Raw genomic sequence first — 18,795 nt, forward strand, 5'->3', positions numbered from 1 at the left:
TAGAAGGTTTCCCTTTTTTAAAAGGAGCAGACTCTTTTTTCATGATTGAGTATATGAAATCACGCCTGACTTGTCAAACAGGTAAAAAGTATGTATGAAAACAAAGGGCGTGTCTAAGGCACGCCCTTTGTAAATCTCTGAAGATGTTATTTTAATAACACTACCTTGCCGTTTTCGCTTCGCCTTCGCGTGGTACTGCCCGCACGAAGTAGACGCCCTTGGCCAGCATTGACCTTCTGTATCCCAGGTTCCTGATATTTTGTCGCCTGTTCCGGGGTACGACCAGTCAAGGAAAGGATAGAGTGTATAGCCCTGATAATGGCGGTGCCCGGTCTGCGAACTAGTCCAGGCAAAAGCCGAGCCTGCGCCTATGGTTACGATTGCGAGCACCGCAATCATAAGCTTTTTTGCGTTACGCATTGTTTCCTCCTTTCGAGGATTGTTTTGTGTTTATGGGAGCCCTCCTCTCTACCCCAAATGAATACTTCGTGTCCCCGTCGGGGTGGACACTTCGTATTCCTCTGGGGACCCCGACCCTCCTCGCCTCTATTCCCCCTTTGGGTGCCCCCTGAAGAGTGTTTCCACTCTTCAGGGGTGATGGCGGAAGCAAAGCTTCCGGCCATATGAGTCAGGGATTTAAATAATCCCTCCGCTCGAACCCCGTTCGACCCGCCCTCTCCGTGAGCGCGTCGCTCCCTTGGAGCGAACCTCCCCTTCCCCCTCCTACTCAAATACGATTTTTTTTGAGGATAAAAAAGACCTCCTGCCAGCGCCCTCCTGGCAGTCCCTTTCATCGATACAAATATAAGCAATATTCATGCCAGGCTTGGCACAATCACACGCAAACCTGCAAGTGATGGACTCCTGAATCTTACGATGAGGAAGCAAATGATCACCTATCCCCGGAACGCGAAATGCCTGCCAGAACTGGCATGGCCGACTGCCAAAACTGGCAGTCGGTTCTTAAGGCGTTTAATTATCGAAGCTTGCTCCTCAGGGCCGTCTGCCAGAACTGGCAGCGGTGCTCTTCTGGTTGCGCAAGTTGTTTGACAAAAGCCTATTAGCGACTAAGATACAAGGGTGCAGGTATCAATTCTCCTTGTTCGCTCACCAAGGCAACGCAATTACTTAAAAAAGAAAAGGTTCTGATGCTGAGAATCGGTATCGATGCCGGCGCCGCTTATCTCAAGGTCGCTTTGCTGGATTCCGACGCAAGGGTCCGAGCTTCCCTCTACGAGCCCCATTACTCCAATCCTTTGTGTTCGCTCAAGACTTTCCTCGATAATCTCAGTAAGGAGAAAAAGGTTCTCGTCGGTTTCACCGGTTTTTACTCCAGCGCGCTTGAACAGGCGTTCGGGTTCAGAGAGGAGGACAGCGTCAGCGCTCTCATCGGTTTTTGCATGCATCTCAATCAAGGATACCGGAACATAATCGATATCGGAGCAAAGGGCTCAAGGCTCATAGAGTTAAAGGAAGGCAGGTTCAAGGATTTCTACGAGAACTCACTGTGTGCGGCAGGAACGGGCTCTTTTCTCGACCAGCAGATGAAGCGGCTCGAACTCACATACAAAGACATCGAGGGCTTCAGGTTCATAGAAAATCCGGCAAGAATAGCGGCCCGGTGTTCGGTTTTTGCAAAGACCGATCTTATCCACCGCCAGCAGGAGGGTTATTCAAAGGAGGAGATGTGGAACGGCCTTTGTCGCGGCATGGCATCGACGCTTGTTCAGACCCTTCTCGGAGGCAGGATGCTCAAAGGCAAGACGCTCATCGTTGGCGGTGTAGCCGAGAACAAATTGGTAATGGAGTGGCTAAAAAGAAACCTTGCATGTGAGTCGGATGTATTCAGTGACGCCCAAATCGCCGGAGCTATAGGCGCAGGTATTGCTGCGAAGTACGAGGTCGACCTTCGCAATCTTGCGCTCTCATCAAATCCCGCTACCGACTCTAACGTTGCGTTAAGACCGGCTCTGGAACTTCGCAAGTCGAGTTTTCCGGATTTCTCGACCGTGGATTCGTGGTCTGAAAGCGATGGAACCGAGGTAAGGGTAGTTAAAAAAACCGCTGAGAAATCGCTATGGCTGGGCATAGACGTTGGTTCTACTAGCACGAAAGCGGTCCTCGTGGACTCAAACGAAGAGATTATTGCAGACTTCTACAGAAAGACGCTTGGCGATCCGGTTGGAGCTTCCGGACTCGTGCTCAAGGCTATCGAAGCGTATTCTCTCAAATACAGCCCCGATATTGAGATTTCCGGTGCAGGGACAACAGGCTCCGGACGCAGGATTGCGGGTCTTGTTATCGGCGCAGACTCCATAATCAACGAGATAACGGCTCATGCTAAGGGAGCGCTGAGGCTTGACCCGGATATCCAGACAATATTCGAGATAGGCGGTCAGGACTCCAAGTACATAAGGCTCGAACAGGGCAATATCGTGGAATCCAACCTCAACTACATCTGTGCAGCCGGAACCGGGTCGTTCATAGAAGAGCAGGCGGAGAAGTTAGGCATCCCGCTTGCGGAATCAGGTCCAAGGGCGCTTTCACAAAGAGCACCCTACACCTCTGATAGGTGCACAGTCTTCATGGAGGAAGACGTCGAAAGGCTTCTTCTCAAGGGCTTCTCAACCGAGGAGGCGATGGCGGCCGTGCTTTACTCTGTTGTCCAGAACTACCTCACGAAGGTCGTTGAAAAGAGGCCAGTGCAGGGCAGGATAGCCTTTCAGGGCGCTACCGCGCGAAACATAGGTCTCGTAGCCGCTTTCGAGAACTACCTTGACAGTGAAATACTTGTATCGCCGTACTGCCACGTTCTCGGGGCGTATGGAGCCGCACTTGCGGCAAAAGAGCGCGCGTTCTCCGGCACCAGTTTCCGAGGCATCGGTCTCTACAGGCAGAAGATAAGCTTAAGCACGGAGGAGTGCGGCTACTGCAACAACCACTGCGCGATTACATTCGCGGATATCGAGGGAGCAGGCGAAAGGCCCTCCTGGGGATACATGTGCGGAAAAGAGCCCGGCGAGAAGCGCATGCGGAGAGACAAGAACCTCTCGCTGGTCGAAAAAAGAGAAAGATTGCTCCATAAAAATTCCTCTCCTCAAATATCGATTGGAACGGTCGCCATACCGATGGTGCTCGGCTTTTACACCTATCTTCCCTTCTGGCGAGGCTTCTTCAGCTCTCTGGGATTCGAGGTAAAGACGACTAATTCCACGGACGAAGGCGTTCTTGAGGACGCGGCAAGGCTTTCCTCGGCGGACTTCTGCCTTCCGGTAAAGGCGTTCTACGGACATGCGGTACGGCTTTTTGCCTCCGACGCCGATTTCGTGCTCCTGCCGCACATGTTCGTGATGAGCAAGGGTGAATACTACGCGCACGTATGCCCCTACGGGCACATGTTTCCTTCGCTTGCACGTTCTGTACAAGGATATGATGAAAGAAAGGTTTTCTCGCCGCTCATCGATGTCTCATGGGCCGAAGAAGAAAACATCTCGGAGCTTTACCGTTCGATAGGTTCAAGGATAAAATGCTCGAGGAGTCAGATAAAGCGAGCCTGGCTGGATGGATGGCGGTCATATTCCGGCTTCAGGAGCCACTGCAGGAAGGAAGGCAAGGAGGCTTTACAGTCGCTTGCTTGTGCCAACGAGAAAGGGATTCTCGCCGTGGGAAGACCCTACAGCCTCTACGATTCAAGGGTTTCCTCCAGTCTGCTCAAGGAGATAGCGAAAACTCTCAGAATGCCGGTAATCCCTGCTGATTTCGTGCCCGATGAGGGGCTAAATAAATGGCAGGAGCACCGCATGTTCTGGGATTACGGCCAGACTATTCTTTCCGGGCTAAGATACGCGAGCGAACACGAAAACGTCTTTCCCATCTACATCACGCACTTCGCATGCGGACCGGATTCATGTCTTATAACGATGGCTGAGGAGATAATGAAGGGGAAGCCTTTCATGATACTTGAGGTAGACGAGCATTCGAGCGCGGGCGGCTACACGACCCGCATAGAAGCGTTCAAGGAGTCCATAGACTCTTACAAGCCAAAGCGGCTTGAGGGCTTCAACATTCCCAGATGGGAGAAGCGGATTGCTGATTACTCGCGCCGGAAGGTCTGGATTCCTCCCATGCATCCAGCGGGAGCGCGTTTTTTCGCGTCGGTTTTCCGAAGGCACGGCATGGACGCAGAGGCGCTGCCCGAGTCCACCAGAATGGACATGAATACGGGCAAGTCGCTGACGCTCGGCAAGGAATGCATGCCTGCTGTCGTAACGATAGGTACGCTCGTCCGCAAGCTTCGCGAGAACGGTCTTGAGCCTTCAGGACAGGCGTTCTTCATGCCGTCGTCGGACGGACCATGCCGCTTCGGCCAGTACGTCAACCTTCACCGGATAATACTTTCAAGGGAAGGCTTCACGGATGTGGCCATCATAAATCCCTCATCCTACAATTCATACGCGGGACTCAGTCAGGGTCTGCGTCTTGATTTGTGGAGGTCGAGTCTCTACTCAGATCTCCTGACCAAGATGAGATGCAGGCTGAGGCCTTACGAAAAAAAATCGGGTGAGACGGTCGGCCTCTATGAGTTGTCAATCACTAACATGGAGAAGGCTATTGAGGCGGGCAACGACGAAGCGGCCTTCAGGAAAATTGTTGCAGACTTTAAGTCCATTGCGGTGCACTCCGGTTCACGCAAGCCTCTTGTAGGAATAGTCGGCGAGATATACGTGCGCTGCGACCCCTTTTCCAACGAGAATCTCATCAGGTTCATCGAGGAGGAGGGGGGAGAGGTCTGGCTTTCGCCTGCCTCCGAGTTCCTTGCATACTCTATCTACTCTCAGATAGTCAGGGCGGGAAGACAGAAGAATCTTGCGAGCCTTTTCTCGGGTAACGCTACCAGATGGATCACAACCGGAATAGAACACAGACTCGAACGCATGACGGACGGTCTTCTCGGGGACAGAAGGGAACCGTCAATCGACGAGATCCGCAAGGGGACAGAGCGTTATCTCCCATTCGAGTGCGGCACGGAGGCGGTGCTGACGCTCGGAAGGGCCGTTCACTTTGCGGAAAGGGACAATGCGGCCGTAATCGTGAACGCATCGCCATTCACATGCATGCCGGGAACCCAGACTACCGCTCTCTTCAAACAGGTAGAGGCCGATTACGGAGTGCCTGTAATCAATATGTTCTACGACGGAGAGGAGGGCACGAACGAAAAACTCAAGGTCTACCTGCGAAACCTTGCACGAAACAGGTCTTAACACGCTGGATTCGAAAGAATAACACTATCCAGTTTTTCCGAAAAGAACACGCTCCCACGATAAGTAAGATATAGGTAAAAGAGCAACCAGTCAAGCCTGGCTGTATTTATCGCTCTCTATCTCGGCAAGGAATCTTGACGGCAGGGTGAAGAAGGCGTCCCACGAAGATACCGAAGCGGGATATGTCATAACAAGAGATTCTTTCGCCCTTGTGCACGCGACGTAAAACAGTCTTCGTTCCTCCTCAAGCTCCTCGACTGACGCGATAGAACGGGCGTTGGGAAACAGGCCGTCCAGAAGATGAACTACGAAGACCGTGCGCCACTCCAGTCCCTTTGCGGAATGCACTGTAGAAAGAATTACCTCCCTATCCTCCCGTTCATCGATTCTCGGAGTGGTTTTATCCTGGAACTTCTTTGAGGGCGGGTCGAGCGCGAAGTCCGAAAGAAACTTCTCAAGCTCCTCGTATCTGCCTGCGAGTTCGATGAGCACGTCTAAATCCCTCAGCCTGATATCGGCGTCATCCTCAATGGTTTCGAGAATGGGCGCGTAGTAGCGTTCAAGAATCTCTATCTTTTGCGTTATCGACGAACCATCCGTCGATGCGAGCGAAAGCACTCTTCCTAGCTCCTCGAGGCCGGAGCTGTATTTCTTGCCTGCAAACTTTTCGAATCCGAATCCGCCATGCGCTTCGTGAACGTGCTCGACTATTTTCGAAGCGGTCATCGAGCCTATGCCCGGGATGAGATTGAGCACCCTGTTCCACGATATGGCATCGTAAGGATTCTCGAGGATTTTCAGGTAGGCTATCATGTCCTTGACGTGCCTGCGCTCGACGAAGCGGATTCCTCCATAGACTACGTAAGGGATCTTCCTCTTCAACAGTTCGGCCTGAACGAAGTTTCCGTGATGGGATGCGCGGTAGAGAACGGCTATCTGGTTAAGGGGTATACCCCTCTCCCTCTGTTCTAGAATCCTGTCAACAATGAACTCGGCTTCGGCCTCCTCGTCGAACAACCGTCTGACCTCGGGTTTTCCCTGGCGAGTCTTGGTCGAGAACAGCGACTTTTTGTAGCCGATCTGCGCTTTGTTGATGAGCGAGTTGGTGAAATCGAGTATATCCTGGCTGCTGCGGTAGTTCTGTTCGAGCTTTATGTAGCGGCAGTCGGGATAGGTTTCTGGAAAACGCAGTATGTTCTCGAAGTTCGCTCCCCTGAAGGAGTAGATGCTCTGCGAGTCGTCGCCCACAACCATTATGTTGCGGTCTCTGGATGCTACGAGATCGGCTATCTTCTTCTGAACGGTGTTGGTATCCTGGAACTCGTCGACCATCACGTATCTGTAGATTGACTGGATTCTTTCGAGGAATCTAGGATTCGTTTCCAGCGAATCTTGCAGAAACTCCATGAGGTCGTCGAAGTCCAGAATGCGGTTTGCGCGCTTGTACTCTCCATACCCTTTCGTCACGAGCTCTATCTCTTTCGTGAACTCTGCCAGCCCCGAGTAATCCTGCTCGACTACCTCGGCAATGCTCAAAGAACAATTGCGGCTGCGTGAGATTATCTCCACCAGCCGGGACTTTCTTGGAAAAGCCTTTTTGTGTTTTTCAATATGTAGCTCCTTGCGGACGAGATCGACGATATCTTCCGAGTCAGTCGTATCAGCAATGGTGAAATCTGCTGGAATCCCTAGGAGTCCTGAATATCTTCTCAATATATGGTTTGCGAAGGAATGGAACGTTCCGCCCGTGATGCCGTTTACGCTCAAATCGCCCAGCAGCTCCGAAGCCCTGGTGATCATCTCAGCCGCTGCCTTGCGCGTGAAGGTGAGAAGCAATATCTCCCCGGGTTTGACACCCGATTCGATGAGATAGGCGACACGGTATATCAAGGTTCTTGTCTTACCGCTTCCTGCTCCTGCGATAACAAGAAGGGGTCCGTTCACAGTCGTTGCCGCTTTGTACTGGCTCAGATTCAGGCTTTTCTTGTAGTTGATCCTTAGTTTTTCAAGACAAGCTTCACTATCCTCAACTTTCACCAGATTACGTTCTATCTCGGCGGAGATTCTAGAGAGTTCCTTTATTCTCTCGTGCGTTTCTTTAGTCATGACCGGCTGTTCATAGTCGCGAGGTGAAAACCTTATTGCAGAGCGTGTTCTTGTTCTTGTTTCCTTTGACCTCTGTTCCACGCGTTTGAGAAATTCTTCAAAGCTCGAAGTACCCGAATCGAAATCAATCACAGTGTGGAGAATACTTACGGGATTTGCTGAGTCAAGAAAAAAGGGCCGTTCTTTAGTCGTTAAGAAACGCCAATCGCGACAGGGAAAAATTCTTGAATCGAGAGGCATTTTTTAGCGAAGGGTTCAATTCATCACCTGATACTGCGAATCGGCTAAATGTAGATGAATAACTTACGGGGCGGTTTCTGCATGCCTGAATGGCATCTCGCCGAGACAAGGATTGCCGGATAGAAGATTATCCATGTCCAAATTGATGTTTGGCTTGAGTGATTTGGCGTTGTATCGCGAGATGCTGTAGTGCTCCTTCTCCCAGCCCATGATTTCGTAAAATGCACGTTCACCCTTTTCTAGGGTCGTCTCGGCGTTTACAAGCTTGCCTTTATCGAAGTAAATGCGGCCAGACCTGCTTTTTGCGCCGACTTCAAGCACCAATGTTGCCAAACCGAGTCCAAAGACCTTCAGTAAATCCCGGTATACAAGAGTCGATGCTTTTCCTGAATCATAAGTACGCCTCTTGAAGATGTCCATGATACTTGTGATTAGGCTATTAGCAGTGAACGGTTTGGGCAGGTATGAGAGAATGCTCAACTCCAGGGCCGGTCGCCGGACGAGTGCGGAACGAATTCCGGAGGTGATGAGAATTCTCTGGTCAGGCTTGAGATCGAGTGCATATACTAAAAGTTCGCATCCTGATACGCCGGGCATGACTATGTCAGTTACCAGCAGATCATAGTTAGAGAGACGAAGCATCTTCAGCGCCTCTTCTCCTGAAAAGCATACTTCGGCGTCATACCCGTTTGAATCTAAGAGCGAAGCCATCATGGTGGCAAGTGCTTTCTCATCATCAGCGATGAGAATAGATTCTTTTCGCTTCACTGTTCCTGATTTACGAGACTTGCCCTCTTTTCTGTCGTTTTAAACCCAGGATTGAGCCACGTTTGTGTCCAGACCTCAGCTTCGTCGATATTCTCAAAGAAATGACTTCTTTCGTTGAAGCCTATTCCTTTGCAGAACAACTGTATGAAACGTCTCAGGTTTAATGAACCTCCGGCAACGACCATCTCCACCTGGCCGTTATAGTGTCTGGAAGCCTGGGTTAGCAGCTCAGAGAAGATCCGCCTGCACCGAATCTCCATGTGAACCAGTTTAGATATGTCTATGAAGATGAGTTTCAAGGGGTAGGGAAGGAGTTCGACTCCTGATACGTACTCCTCCACGATTCCTTCTATCTCATCCGGTCTCGGCAGGCCTGCGAGACTTATATAGCACAACCCTTCACGCGTAAAAGTCAAAGGTTTCATCTTACCACCAATGCGACGGCATCTTTCATGCCGGTCGTCATTTTTGCTATTATCTGATGCGCAAGATTAGATGTGGATGTTTCGAGTTTACTCAGGAGGTTGTCTGATTCGCCTGTATTTGAAAGCATGAGGAGGACGCTTCCGTGTCTCCATTCGTATGCAAGCCTGAGGTGCCTGCTCCTTACACCTTCCATACCGATGAGATCTATCCAGCGTCCCGAGTCGGGCACCCATAACCTGGATTCCAAATCCCCGGTTGCGGCATACTGAAGTTCTTTATCATAGACGTCGATGCGGGCAAGGGCAACTGAAACTCCTGGGTCATGATTGACCAAAAGGTCTATTTCTTTGAGGATTCTTTCGAGTGGTTTTTTCGAATTTGAGAGGATGTAGGATTCGGCAACGACCGCTGAGTTGTGCGCTTCCAGAGACGTTCCCCTTCCTTCTACAATCCCGACAAGAAGGGTTTTTCCCTCCTCGTGAACGACATATGTGTTCGTTGGCGCCAGACCTTTAAGCCTGGTGCATACTTCTACCCTGAGTCGTTTCGACTTAGAGGTCGAAAAAGTGCTGGTCTTAAAATTATTTCTTTGCGGGTTTCCTCCTTCAGTTATCTCTTGTCCCGGCTGGTATCCAATAAAGAGCTTGTTTTCCTGTCCGTTTCCTGTCATGTTTGCTGTTATTTCCATGCCGTGTAATCTGGAGGTGGAGACGCTTCTGAAGCTCAATCTCGTAGGTTCCTTATGGGGCATAACGAGATGAGTAGCCAGCTTGTCAATAAAACAATCAATGCTTTCTATGGTTTCAAGAGGCAGTTTCATCTCCTGTGCGAATCTTGCGCCTATTCTTCTCGCCCATATCGTCTGTTCTCTTCTTTCAAGGAATAACTCGCTTGACTTTTTCATAATCTCAACCACTTTTCTATTATTACCGTAGTGCCTTTTCCCACTTCGGTCAGAATCTCCATTTTATCCGACAGGCGTTTTGCACCCGGCAGGCCCTTGCCCATGCTTCCTGCTGTTGAAAACCCGTCCGTAAGAGCCATTTCAACGTCCTCAATGCCTGGGCCGTTGTCTATGAAGCTTATCTTCAAGCCCTCGTGAGGGCTGCAGTCGGATTCGATGTGCATCTCGCCTTCCCTGGCGTAGACATATATATTGCGAGCAAGCTCGGAAACGGCCGTGGATATTCTTGTCTGGTCAACGAGTCCGAAACCCATCTCTCCGGCTTTTATCTTGGCGGTCGTCCTTGCCTTGACTATGTCGGATTCGTCCTTGATAGGAATGACTACTTTCGATATCGGCATCTTCACTCTACGCCTTTTCCATTCTTCTCTCTAAGGAGTTTTTCCATTAGCTCGTATCCGGTATCCAGATTAAGCGAGGTCTTAATGTCGCCGAGGGATAGGCCGAGTTCCACAAGTGTTATGGCGACCGCCGGTTTCATTCCGACTATTACGACCACTGCATCAAGGGTATCAGCCATGCGAGCGGTATCGGCCAGGGTGCGGCCGATGAAGGAATCCACCATCTCAAGCGCCGATATGTCGATTAGGACGCCCTTTGCCTGTGTTTGGTTGATGCGATTGAGAATATCCTGCTGAAGCTGTTCAGCCATCCTGTCGTGAAGGTCGGTTTGTATGGAGGCAAGCAGGTATTCCTTGAGACTGAGTATAGGTATTTCAGCAGCCTTATACATGCTGTTCCCCTGTTTCCTCAATAATTTTAAAGTTGAGATTTCTGAACGCCCACTTCAATCCCTCAGACAGATTGGAAAGCGTCTCGACTCCCTTGAGTTCTACTCCAAGGTGAACGATTGTCTGCGCGACCTCCGGCTTGATTCCCGTGATAACGCATTTTGCTCCAAGCAGTTGGACGGCCGAAACGGTCTTAAGCAGATGGTTGGCGACTGCGGAATCGACTGCTGGCACGCCCGTAATATCCAGTATCGCTATTCTTGTCTGGGTAAAAGCTATTTCCGTAAGCAGGCTTTCTGTCAAGCGCTGGGAGCGTCTCGTATCCAGAGCTCCTATTAAGGGAAGCACCAGAACCCGATCCCAGATCTTTATTATCGGCGTTGAAAGCTGTTCGATGGCCAGGCGCTGCTTTTCGATCAAGTCAAGCTTTTCCTCAAGTTCTTCCGCCCTTGTTTTGCTCTTCCTGAACTCCTCGCCAAGATCTGATATTAAAAGATTTATCCCCATTTCAACCGATGTGAGAAGGTCTGGAGATTTAGTATCTATGTCCAAGTTGGTGTCGAAATTACCGCCTGCGGCAATAGAAAGTATGGTTTCAATCCGTTCGATTCTTTCTTCAAGGTCTGCAATCTGAGTATTAGGTGGTTTGGCCATCGCGCCATCTCCTTTCTTAGATTGAGCTTTAGGTGTTATTTTCGATAAATCCAATTCTTCTAAAAAAAGGCTTGTACACTATTTTTTATTCAATTTTATTCAGAATAGACTGTATTTCAACATTATCTAATCTGGAGTTTCTTAAATCATTATTTTTATTTTGGTTATCTAACCAAAATAGAGCTTCTTGTTCAGTATTAAAAAAATCATAAATAAATTTACTTTCAGATGTTAATATTGATTCAAGAACGCTCTTGACAAGAGAATTATCAAATGCAGTCACGCCTGTAAATGCTATTTTTGTTATCTCAAGTTTTATCAATCCCCTGAAGAAGAGCTTAAGCTGGTTTCTCGCAAAGAAGCTTTCGTCAGCCTGGGAAAACTCGATGATGCATTGCCGTTTTCTTCGATTATAGAATAGCGATGCCGCTTGGATGAAGAATTCGGAGCACTCACGTTCCGACATCGTTCCAATGAATCTTGCATGAAGTGTGCTGGTTTTCGGTTTGAATGAAAGCTCATGCTTCATCTTCAACCCGTTATTAATTCCGGTTGCCCTGTTAGCCAATCTAAAGCCTCCTTTCTATTATCTAAGCTTTTGACTGAGTGTTTTCCTGCAGTCATCAAAGCTTTCGTTCCTTATCTTGCAGCTCCGACAAGGTCTTCTACAGAGAGCCATCTGATTGCTTCTCGTTCAGATTTGAAGAACTGGGTTTGCTTCGATTTGCCCATGGTTGCTATTGCGATTTTAGCTACCATTCGATTAAACGGAGACACTCCGACAACGCCTATTTTCTCGAATCCAATCCGGGTCGCCTGTTCGTTCATCCATGTGCGGAACTCCCTGGAAAGGCTCCTGCCCGGGCTCTCTGAAACATCGACCACTAAATAACGGTGAGTTCTGCCTTCGTAATACTCCTCAACAAGCTCAAGAAAGCTTGAAGCGTTGCGTATGTCGAATTTCCAATCCGAAGGAATTTTCATCCGAAGGAAATCGTTTTCTTCGTCATATTCAAGGATATGTTCCATTTTATAGACCTCTCATTCTACAAGGTTGAAGCGGACCCTTCATTAACTCCTTTGAGCCAGTGAACGGCTTCATCCTTTGATGCAAAGAATTTAAGAGTTTCCGGCCGGCCGATAACGCCCATTACTATCTTGGCGAGCATTCTCGTTATTGGCGACGCTCCTACAACGGCCATCCTGTTGTAGTAGATGCTTTTACCTTTTTCCTGGATAAATCTGCGTGTATCCCTGTCCATGTTCATGCTCGGTGTTTGAGTAAGATCAGCCAGAAGAAGGTTTGTCTCGCCTTTTTTTGCATTCTTCTCCAGCGCATCCACCAGTTCGCCGGCGTCATCACGCATTACCGGGCCAATGATATCAAGATGCACTATATCGGTCTTTGGATCGTATGAAATCTTATGTTCCATTATTTCCTCCTGTTTTATGGAGATTTGAATACTCTTCATCCTGTCTCGGTTTATTTTTATTTAAAAGTCTCAGGTTCAACGTTTTTGCGCTCAAGGCGCTCGAAGTCTTTATCCAGATACGAGCCTCCTCCTCAGTCTTAAAGAAGCCCGTATCTTTAGTTCTCCCCATGATGGAGGTGGCAATCTTTCCCAATATTCTTGTTGAGGGGTGGGGAGTTACCATCGCCATCTTGAGAACGCCTGAAGTAGTTCTGGGATCCTGCAGTATCTTTCGGACCTCCTTATCCAGCGAAGCAGAGAACCTTCGCAGGTCTATAATCACTGAACTTTTCCCTTGCTCTTCTATTATTGCTTCAATAGCTTTAACGCTCTCTTCTGCATCATTTATCGAGCATTCGCCTATCACTCGTATAACAATCGTGGGTATCGTTTCATCGAAGTAAATAATGTGCTTCATGTTGATTGTCTCCTCGTCCTTATCCTTGTAAAAAGATGTATCTAATTTAGACATAGAGTGTATTATCTAAAGCAATTTTCGTGCCATAAACTCAAAAAATAAGCGGCGCTAAGTTGAAGCTTAAGCGCATCCTCATGCATCTGGATTATTCGCAATAAGAAAACCTCTTCTCATTAAGAAGAAGGATTTAGCTATCTTGTAAAAATTGTTGCTGCCGTCACTTACGGCAGCAACAATAGGTATGGAAGTGGGAGGAGGGCGTAAATTGTTTGTATGGCGGGTTCATCTTTCCAGCCATCATGTATAAATAAGCAATTCTTGTGCCATTTTACCGTATCCTTTATGTGACACAATTGCTGAGCTTGTGAATCGCGAGAAGTGTATTTGATGGACTAAAATCCTTCTTTTTAAGTGGAGGACTCTTCTTTATGAGAACAGTTTCTAAAAGAGATTAAGCCTGCGCAACATTCGGTAGAAGACAGACGAACTCAAACCAAGGATTCTTGAAACTTCTGATTTGTTCCCCTTGTATTTCTCTAAAAGCTTTTCGACATAGATTCTTTCGTAACGGTTACGGAAATCCTCAAGATTAAGCTCCTCACCGCCAAAGCCATTATTGAAAGCTCCTGCTCTATCGCCCAGAGCGCTCTCGGCTGCGGGCTTGATGCCTTGAGGAAGATGCGCGATTTCGATTTCTCCGTTGTCGTGGGCTGAAAGGGCGGCCATCTCGACAACATATCGAAGCTCGCGAACATTGCCGGGCCATTCATACGTCATCAATCTCTTAATCGCTTCATCCGATAAGCGGATATTTTTGCCTGTTTTGTTGTTGACGCTTGCGAGGAAGAAATCCGTAAGCAGGGGTACGTCGGCAGGTCTTTCTCGCAGGGGCGGCAGTTGAATGGCCAGACCTTTGAGTCTGAAGTACAGGTCGGTGCGGAATTCTCCTGTGGCGGAAGCTTTTGATATATCTTTGTTGGTCGCCGCGATGATTCTCACATCCGTATGAATCTCCCTTACAGCGCCTACGGGTCTGAATATGCCGTATTCGATTACCCTCAAAAGAGCAGCCTGATTCGGCTGTGAAAGCTCGCCTATTTCGTCAAGGAATATCGAACCACGGTCCGCGACCTCAAACAGACCTGCCTTTTTTTGCACCGCGCCAGTGAATGCGCCTTTTTCGTGCCCAAAAAGCTCCGAAGCTATGAGTTCTTCCCTGAGGGAGGAGCCGTCAACTATCACAAAGGGATAGGTGGAGCGCATGCTTCGGGCATGGATGGCATGCGCGACAAGCTCCTTTCCCGTTCCGCTTTCACCTGTTATTAAAACCGGAATATCTGTGGAAGCGGCCTTGTGGATGAAGTCGAATACTTCCTGCATCCTTTTGCTCTCGCCTATAATCGGACCAAGCTTCTTCGCGCGCGCGAGTTCGCCGCCCATTGCGATATTCTGGCGCTCGAGTCTTGCCTTGTCTGCCGCCCTCCTGATAACCCGATAGAAATTCTCGACATCGAGCGGCTTTAGTAGGAAATCGAATGCGCCGTATTTCATTGCATCTACTGCAGTTTGAACAGTCGCGTGTCCGGAAAGCATCATGACCTGGAGAGTGGGTCGCTCGCGTGTAAGCCTTTTTAATAAAGACAAACCGTCCATTCCCGGCATCCTGATATCAAGAACTACAACATCAAAGAAATTCGATTCCAGAATGGAAACCGCCTGGCCCGCGTCTGCCGCGGTCATTACCTCGCATCCTCTCATCTCCAGATTATCTCTGGCCATTGTAAGAAAAGGCTTTTCGTCATCCACCAAAAGTATTCTTATCTTCTCGAGAGAGTTGCTGTTACCCATCCCTCTCCTTTAGTCGAATTTGACCATCTTCCGAGGGAATTTCGATTACAAAGGTCGCGCCCTTCTCGTCCGTATCCTCAAGCCATATTCTGCCTCCGAATCTTTCCAGAAGCATGGCGCTTATCGACAGTCCGAGTCCGCTTCCCCTTTCGGAGTATTTTGTAGTATAAAGCGGTTCGAATATCTCCTCCCTTATATCTTCAGGTATTCCTGGACCGGTATCACTCAAGACAATTCTTATCGTTCCTGAAGCAGTAGATTTACCGACAACAGTAAGCTTACCTGAGTCTTTCATCGCCTCGAATGAGTTCTGTGCGACATTGATTATTACTTCTTCCAATGCAACAGGATCAGCCCAGGCGTTCGGGAGATAGGGATCCAAAAGCACTTCGAGCTCTATTCCTTCAGGATGCATCTGATCGACGAGGAAATCGAGGGCCTTATGAACAACAAGGTTAACGTCAAAAGACTGTATTTCTGATCTTTTCGTCTGAGCGAATGCAAGAAGGCCTGCAACAACATCGCGTGATCTTTCAATCTGCCCTTCAAGGGCATCAAGGTAGGCAAGAGATTTTTCCCTTGTTTGCTCGTCCAGCTCATCATGCTTCTCAAGAAGATTCTTAAGAGCGCTGGATGCAAAAAGCATTGTGCCCAAAGGGTTGTTTATCTGGTGTGCAATACCGCCGGCAAGCACGCCCAAAGACGCCAGTTTGGCAGAGCGCACCAACTGTTGCTCGATTTTTTTCCTTTCCGTAACATCCCTAACAATACCCTGAATGATTCTCCTGCCTCCAATCTCAAAAAGACTTGAAGATACTTCAGCCGGAAACTCTGAGCCGTTTTTCTTTAAAAAAGCGATCTCGAAATTATGGAAGCCTTGAGTGGTAACCTCATGAAAGGCTTTTCTTGAATCCTGATGACTCTTTCTTGGGTGCAAGTCCGCAATCCTGAGACTGAGCATCTCATTCCTCGAATACCCGAAGAGTTCTAGCGCCTTCTGGTTTACATCTAATATTATTCCATCTGAATCGTGAATGAAGATTGCGTCATTCGATCTCTGGAACAACTCGCTGTACTTTTCCTGCGATTCCTTGAGTTTGATTTCAGCTGTCTTTCTTTCAGTGATATCCTCAAAGATCATGTAGCTCTGGGAAGGAACCTCATTCATATTTTCAACAGGATAGGCTCTGGTTTTTATCCACCGTTTTTCTCCGTTGGGTAGTGCAGTCCTGAAGTCGAAATCAATGATGTCGGAATAGCCGTTTCTTCGGAGTTCAATGGCTGTTTCGAGAGTTCTTTTAAGCTCCTCCCTTTCGTCAATTGTCGCCGAATCCAGAAGTCTAAGGGGAACACGTGAATCGTGTGTCACGCCGAAGATGGCTCTCACGGCTTTGTTGTAGTAGACAATCTCATCCTTCTTCCAGTCGTAGAGGGCCAAGCCATGTCTCATGTTTTCGATGAGCAGACGAAACTTCTCTTCGGAGCGTCTGAGCGCATTTTCAGCTTCTTTGCGTTGAAGGACGTTGGCCAGTGTTTCTCCGACTATTTGAAGGAGGTCGACTAGATTCTTTTCCCATTCCTTCTTCTCTTTTACCGAATCAAATCCTACGAAGCCGACTACCTTGTTTTTGATAAGCATGGGAACATTGAGGATGGATTTAATCGACTGTTTTTGCCATTCTTTTTTTTCAGCAAATGCCTCGTCTCCGAGCTTTGAGACGTCATAAAAGCTAACCACCTGGGCTTTTGATATCTTTTCGTAAAACCATGGAAACCTGTTTGTAAAAACGCCCTTGATTCTTTCCTTCTGCGGTTTTATTCCTCTTGCACACCATTCGTGCGTGTTAGTCATGTTTTTGCCGTTTTCACTGAAGAGAAAAACATAGCTTCTGTCGACGTTTGCGAATTCGCCGACGGACTTTAAGGCATAGTCTATACCCTGGTCAATCTCTTCAAGAGACAGATTTATAAAGCTTGTCGAAAGGTTCGCTATCAGCTGCTCGAATTCTATCAGTTTCCTGAGTTCCTCCTCCGCCTGTTTGCGTACGGTGATATCTCGCGATATCACCTGGAAACCCTGGACTATACCATTCTTCTTCATAGGGCTTACCTGAATCTCACCGTAGTGCAGGCTTCCATCTTTTGATACCCAGGGAATCTCTATCGGCGAGAATGACCTTCCCCTTAAAAGCGAATTGAATATTTTAGAGTATCTTGCCGAATCCAGAGGTTGAGAAGAAAAGATATCCAGAAAATGCTTGCCGACGACCTCCTCGCTTGTTTTTTCAACCTGTCGCAGAAGTGCCATATTGCATGAAGAAATAATGCCGTTAAGATTTATTATAGTGATTCCATCGGGAGCAAGTTCAGCAATACTGCGGTATTTTTCCTCTGACTCTTTAAGCTTTTCCTCTGCAGCCTTCTTTTCGGTAATATCCTCACCAGAACTCAATGTCCCCGTAATCGTTCCCTCCGAATCCCTTAAGACCGTGTTGTGCCAGGCTATTATTCGTGTTTCGTTGTTTTTTGTCAGTATCTGATTCTCGAAGTATTCGACAGGCTCAATCTTTCCATCCATCAATTGATTGAAAACGTCCTTTACCTTTTTTCTGTCAACTTTAGGTACATAATTATCGAACCATTCTTTGCCTATGATGTCCTTTTCCCCGTATCCCAGAATCTGGCATCCTTTTTGATTAATGAGTGTAACTCGATGGCTTCTGTCGATGGCGACCATGATAACGCCCGCGAGATCTAAATATCTTTTCGTTCGGTCCCGCTCCTCTCTCAGGGCTTGTTCGGTTTCTTTACGTTTCGAGACATCCTCGACTACCCCCTCTAGTATCTTGATATTGCCGTCTTTATCCTTTAAAGCCTGTACGTTTAAGGAAATCCAGATGGTGGAACCATCCTTTCGCTTTGCTTTAGTTTCATAGTTGCTTATGGCACCCTCAGTTAAAATTTTTTTAATTATTTCGGCGCGATTGCCGGAATCTGAATGAAATTTGTATACGGCTTTGTGATTGAATTCATCCGGAGAGGAATAACCGAATAGCCTCAATAATGCCTTGTTGACGCTTATGATTTTGCCGTCGATTGTCGTTCGGAAAACGCCTGCCGGAATGTCAGAGGTTATGCAATAACTATCAGAAGTCGTAATACTAGAAGACTCCTGTTTACTTCCTTCTTTCATCGATTTTTTCCATAGAGATCGATGCCGGAAGGCTTAGATAACACGCATGTATTACGCCACACAAATGTTCTCCCGGTTTCGACGATACATCAATAAAAATACAATTTGTACTATAATATAATAAACTCAAATAATGCTCTGTCAAGTCGTATGTTAATCTTTGAGAGAAGGAACAATCGTTTTTTGTGCATGGTCAAGGAATCGTTACCAGTCAGAAGGAATTTGATTTAGTAATAAAGGAAAGAGCAAGGAATTATCATCCGGCTGATTGTAGCAGAGGGAATGGGGTTCGACTTTATCGCTCCATCGGATTATGAACCGGGGTCTCGCTGCGCCTCGACCGCTTGCGTACCGCCTGGCGGGAGGTCCCCAACTCCCTGGATACCCCCTTACTGTTTGCAGGAGGTCTATATTCTCTAACGTTTTATAAGCAAGCTGCGTAAGAGGCCCTTTCCTTCTTAAACTGTTTTTTTCTAAGTCTACTGGAGATTCCCGCTTTCTCTAATACCCTCTCTAAACCCTGGTAACTATCTCCTGGCGCACGAACTATCTTGTCTTGACTTCCGAGCTAATTTACCTATAATACCAATCTTGCGCCGTTAATTCGGTGGTCTCTGGGCGGCGATCCGCCTCGATGAAAGGTTGGTCGCCGTGTCTGTTATGGTAAACCCTTCAAACAGCACTGGGGTGCTATAATGGATGCGAAAGATGCAA

At 47.9% G+C, this 18,795-nt stretch carries 15 protein-coding genes; 1 reads left to right on the top strand and 14 read right to left on the bottom strand.

Going from position 1 to position 18,795, the window contains the following annotated elements:
- Positions 1–39 precede the first annotated feature (39 nt).
- A complete protein-coding gene (locus GX441_09145; protein ID NLI98804.1) occupies positions 40–420 on the bottom strand; it encodes a hypothetical protein in 381 nt (126 codons plus the stop codon).
- Positions 421–1,148: 728 nt separating this feature from the next.
- Here GX441_09145 and GX441_09150 point away from each other — a divergent pair.
- Positions 1,149–5,261: a hypothetical protein gene (locus GX441_09150; protein ID NLI98805.1), complete on the top strand. Its 4,113-nt coding sequence runs from the start codon at positions 1,149–1,151 to the stop codon at positions 5,259–5,261.
- Positions 5,262–5,351: 90 nt separating this feature from the next.
- Here the strand turns inward: GX441_09150 and GX441_09155 are convergent, their stop codons facing one another.
- The 13 genes from GX441_09155 to GX441_09215 all read right to left on the bottom strand — a co-directional run bounded on the left by GX441_09155 (position 5,352) and on the right by GX441_09215 (position 18,081).
- Positions 5,352–7,499, bottom strand: a complete 2,148-nt coding sequence (locus GX441_09155; GenBank protein ID NLI98806.1) for an ATP-dependent helicase — start codon at positions 7,497–7,499, stop codon at positions 5,352–5,354.
- Between the two features lie 171 nt (positions 7,500–7,670).
- Entirely contained in the window at positions 7,671–8,375 is a 705-nt protein-coding gene (locus GX441_09160) for a response regulator (protein NLI98807.1), read from the bottom strand.
- Positions 8,372–8,800, bottom strand: coding sequence for a hypothetical protein (locus GX441_09165; protein NLI98808.1), 429 nt, complete (start codon positions 8,798–8,800; stop codon positions 8,372–8,374). Before GX441_09165 ends, GX441_09160 begins: the two co-directional genes overlap by 4 nt.
- Entirely contained in the window at positions 8,797–9,705 is a 909-nt protein-coding gene (locus GX441_09170) for a hypothetical protein (GenBank protein NLI98809.1), read from the bottom strand. The genes GX441_09165 and GX441_09170 overlap by 4 nt, the downstream gene beginning before the upstream one ends.
- Complete coding sequence (locus GX441_09175; protein NLI98810.1) at positions 9,702–10,106, bottom strand: anti-sigma regulatory factor; 405 nt, start codon at positions 10,104–10,106, stop codon at positions 9,702–9,704. Before GX441_09175 ends, GX441_09170 begins: the two co-directional genes overlap by 4 nt.
- 2 nt (positions 10,107–10,108) lie before the next feature.
- Entirely contained in the window at positions 10,109–10,498 is a 390-nt protein-coding gene (locus GX441_09180; GenBank protein ID NLI98811.1) for an STAS domain-containing protein, read from the bottom strand.
- Entirely contained in the window at positions 10,491–11,150 is a 660-nt protein-coding gene (locus tag GX441_09185) for an STAS domain-containing protein (GenBank protein ID NLI98812.1), read from the bottom strand. The genes GX441_09180 and GX441_09185 overlap by 8 nt, the downstream gene beginning before the upstream one ends.
- A gap of 85 nt (positions 11,151–11,235) precedes the next feature.
- Positions 11,236–11,718 carry a hypothetical protein gene (locus GX441_09190; protein NLI98813.1) on the bottom strand — a complete coding sequence of 161 codons (483 nt, stop codon included), beginning with the start codon at positions 11,716–11,718 and terminating at the stop codon, positions 11,236–11,238.
- A gap of 71 nt (positions 11,719–11,789) precedes the next feature.
- Entirely contained in the window at positions 11,790–12,179 is a 390-nt protein-coding gene (locus GX441_09195) for a hypothetical protein (protein NLI98814.1), read from the bottom strand.
- 17 nt (positions 12,180–12,196) lie between these two features.
- Positions 12,197–12,583 (bottom strand): STAS/SEC14 domain-containing protein, encoded by a 387-nt coding sequence (locus GX441_09200; protein ID NLI98815.1) that lies wholly within the window; start codon positions 12,581–12,583, stop codon positions 12,197–12,199.
- A complete protein-coding gene (locus tag GX441_09205) occupies positions 12,573–13,040 on the bottom strand; it encodes an STAS/SEC14 domain-containing protein (GenBank protein NLI98816.1) in 468 nt (155 codons plus the stop codon). Before GX441_09205 ends, GX441_09200 begins: the two co-directional genes overlap by 11 nt.
- A 441-nt stretch (positions 13,041–13,481) precedes the next feature.
- Positions 13,482–14,888, bottom strand: coding sequence for a sigma-54-dependent Fis family transcriptional regulator (locus GX441_09210; GenBank protein NLI98817.1), 1,407 nt, complete (start codon positions 14,886–14,888; stop codon positions 13,482–13,484).
- Positions 14,881–18,081: a PAS domain S-box protein gene (locus GX441_09215; GenBank protein NLI98818.1), complete on the bottom strand. Its 3,201-nt coding sequence runs from the start codon at positions 18,079–18,081 to the stop codon at positions 14,881–14,883. The genes GX441_09210 and GX441_09215 overlap by 8 nt, the downstream gene beginning before the upstream one ends.
- Between the last annotated feature and the right edge of the window lie 714 nt (positions 18,082–18,795).

Source organism: bacterium (genome assembly GCA_012517375.1).
Classification (GTDB): Bacteria; Hydrothermota; Tepidihabitantia; order B3-TA06; family B3-TA06; genus JAAYVC01.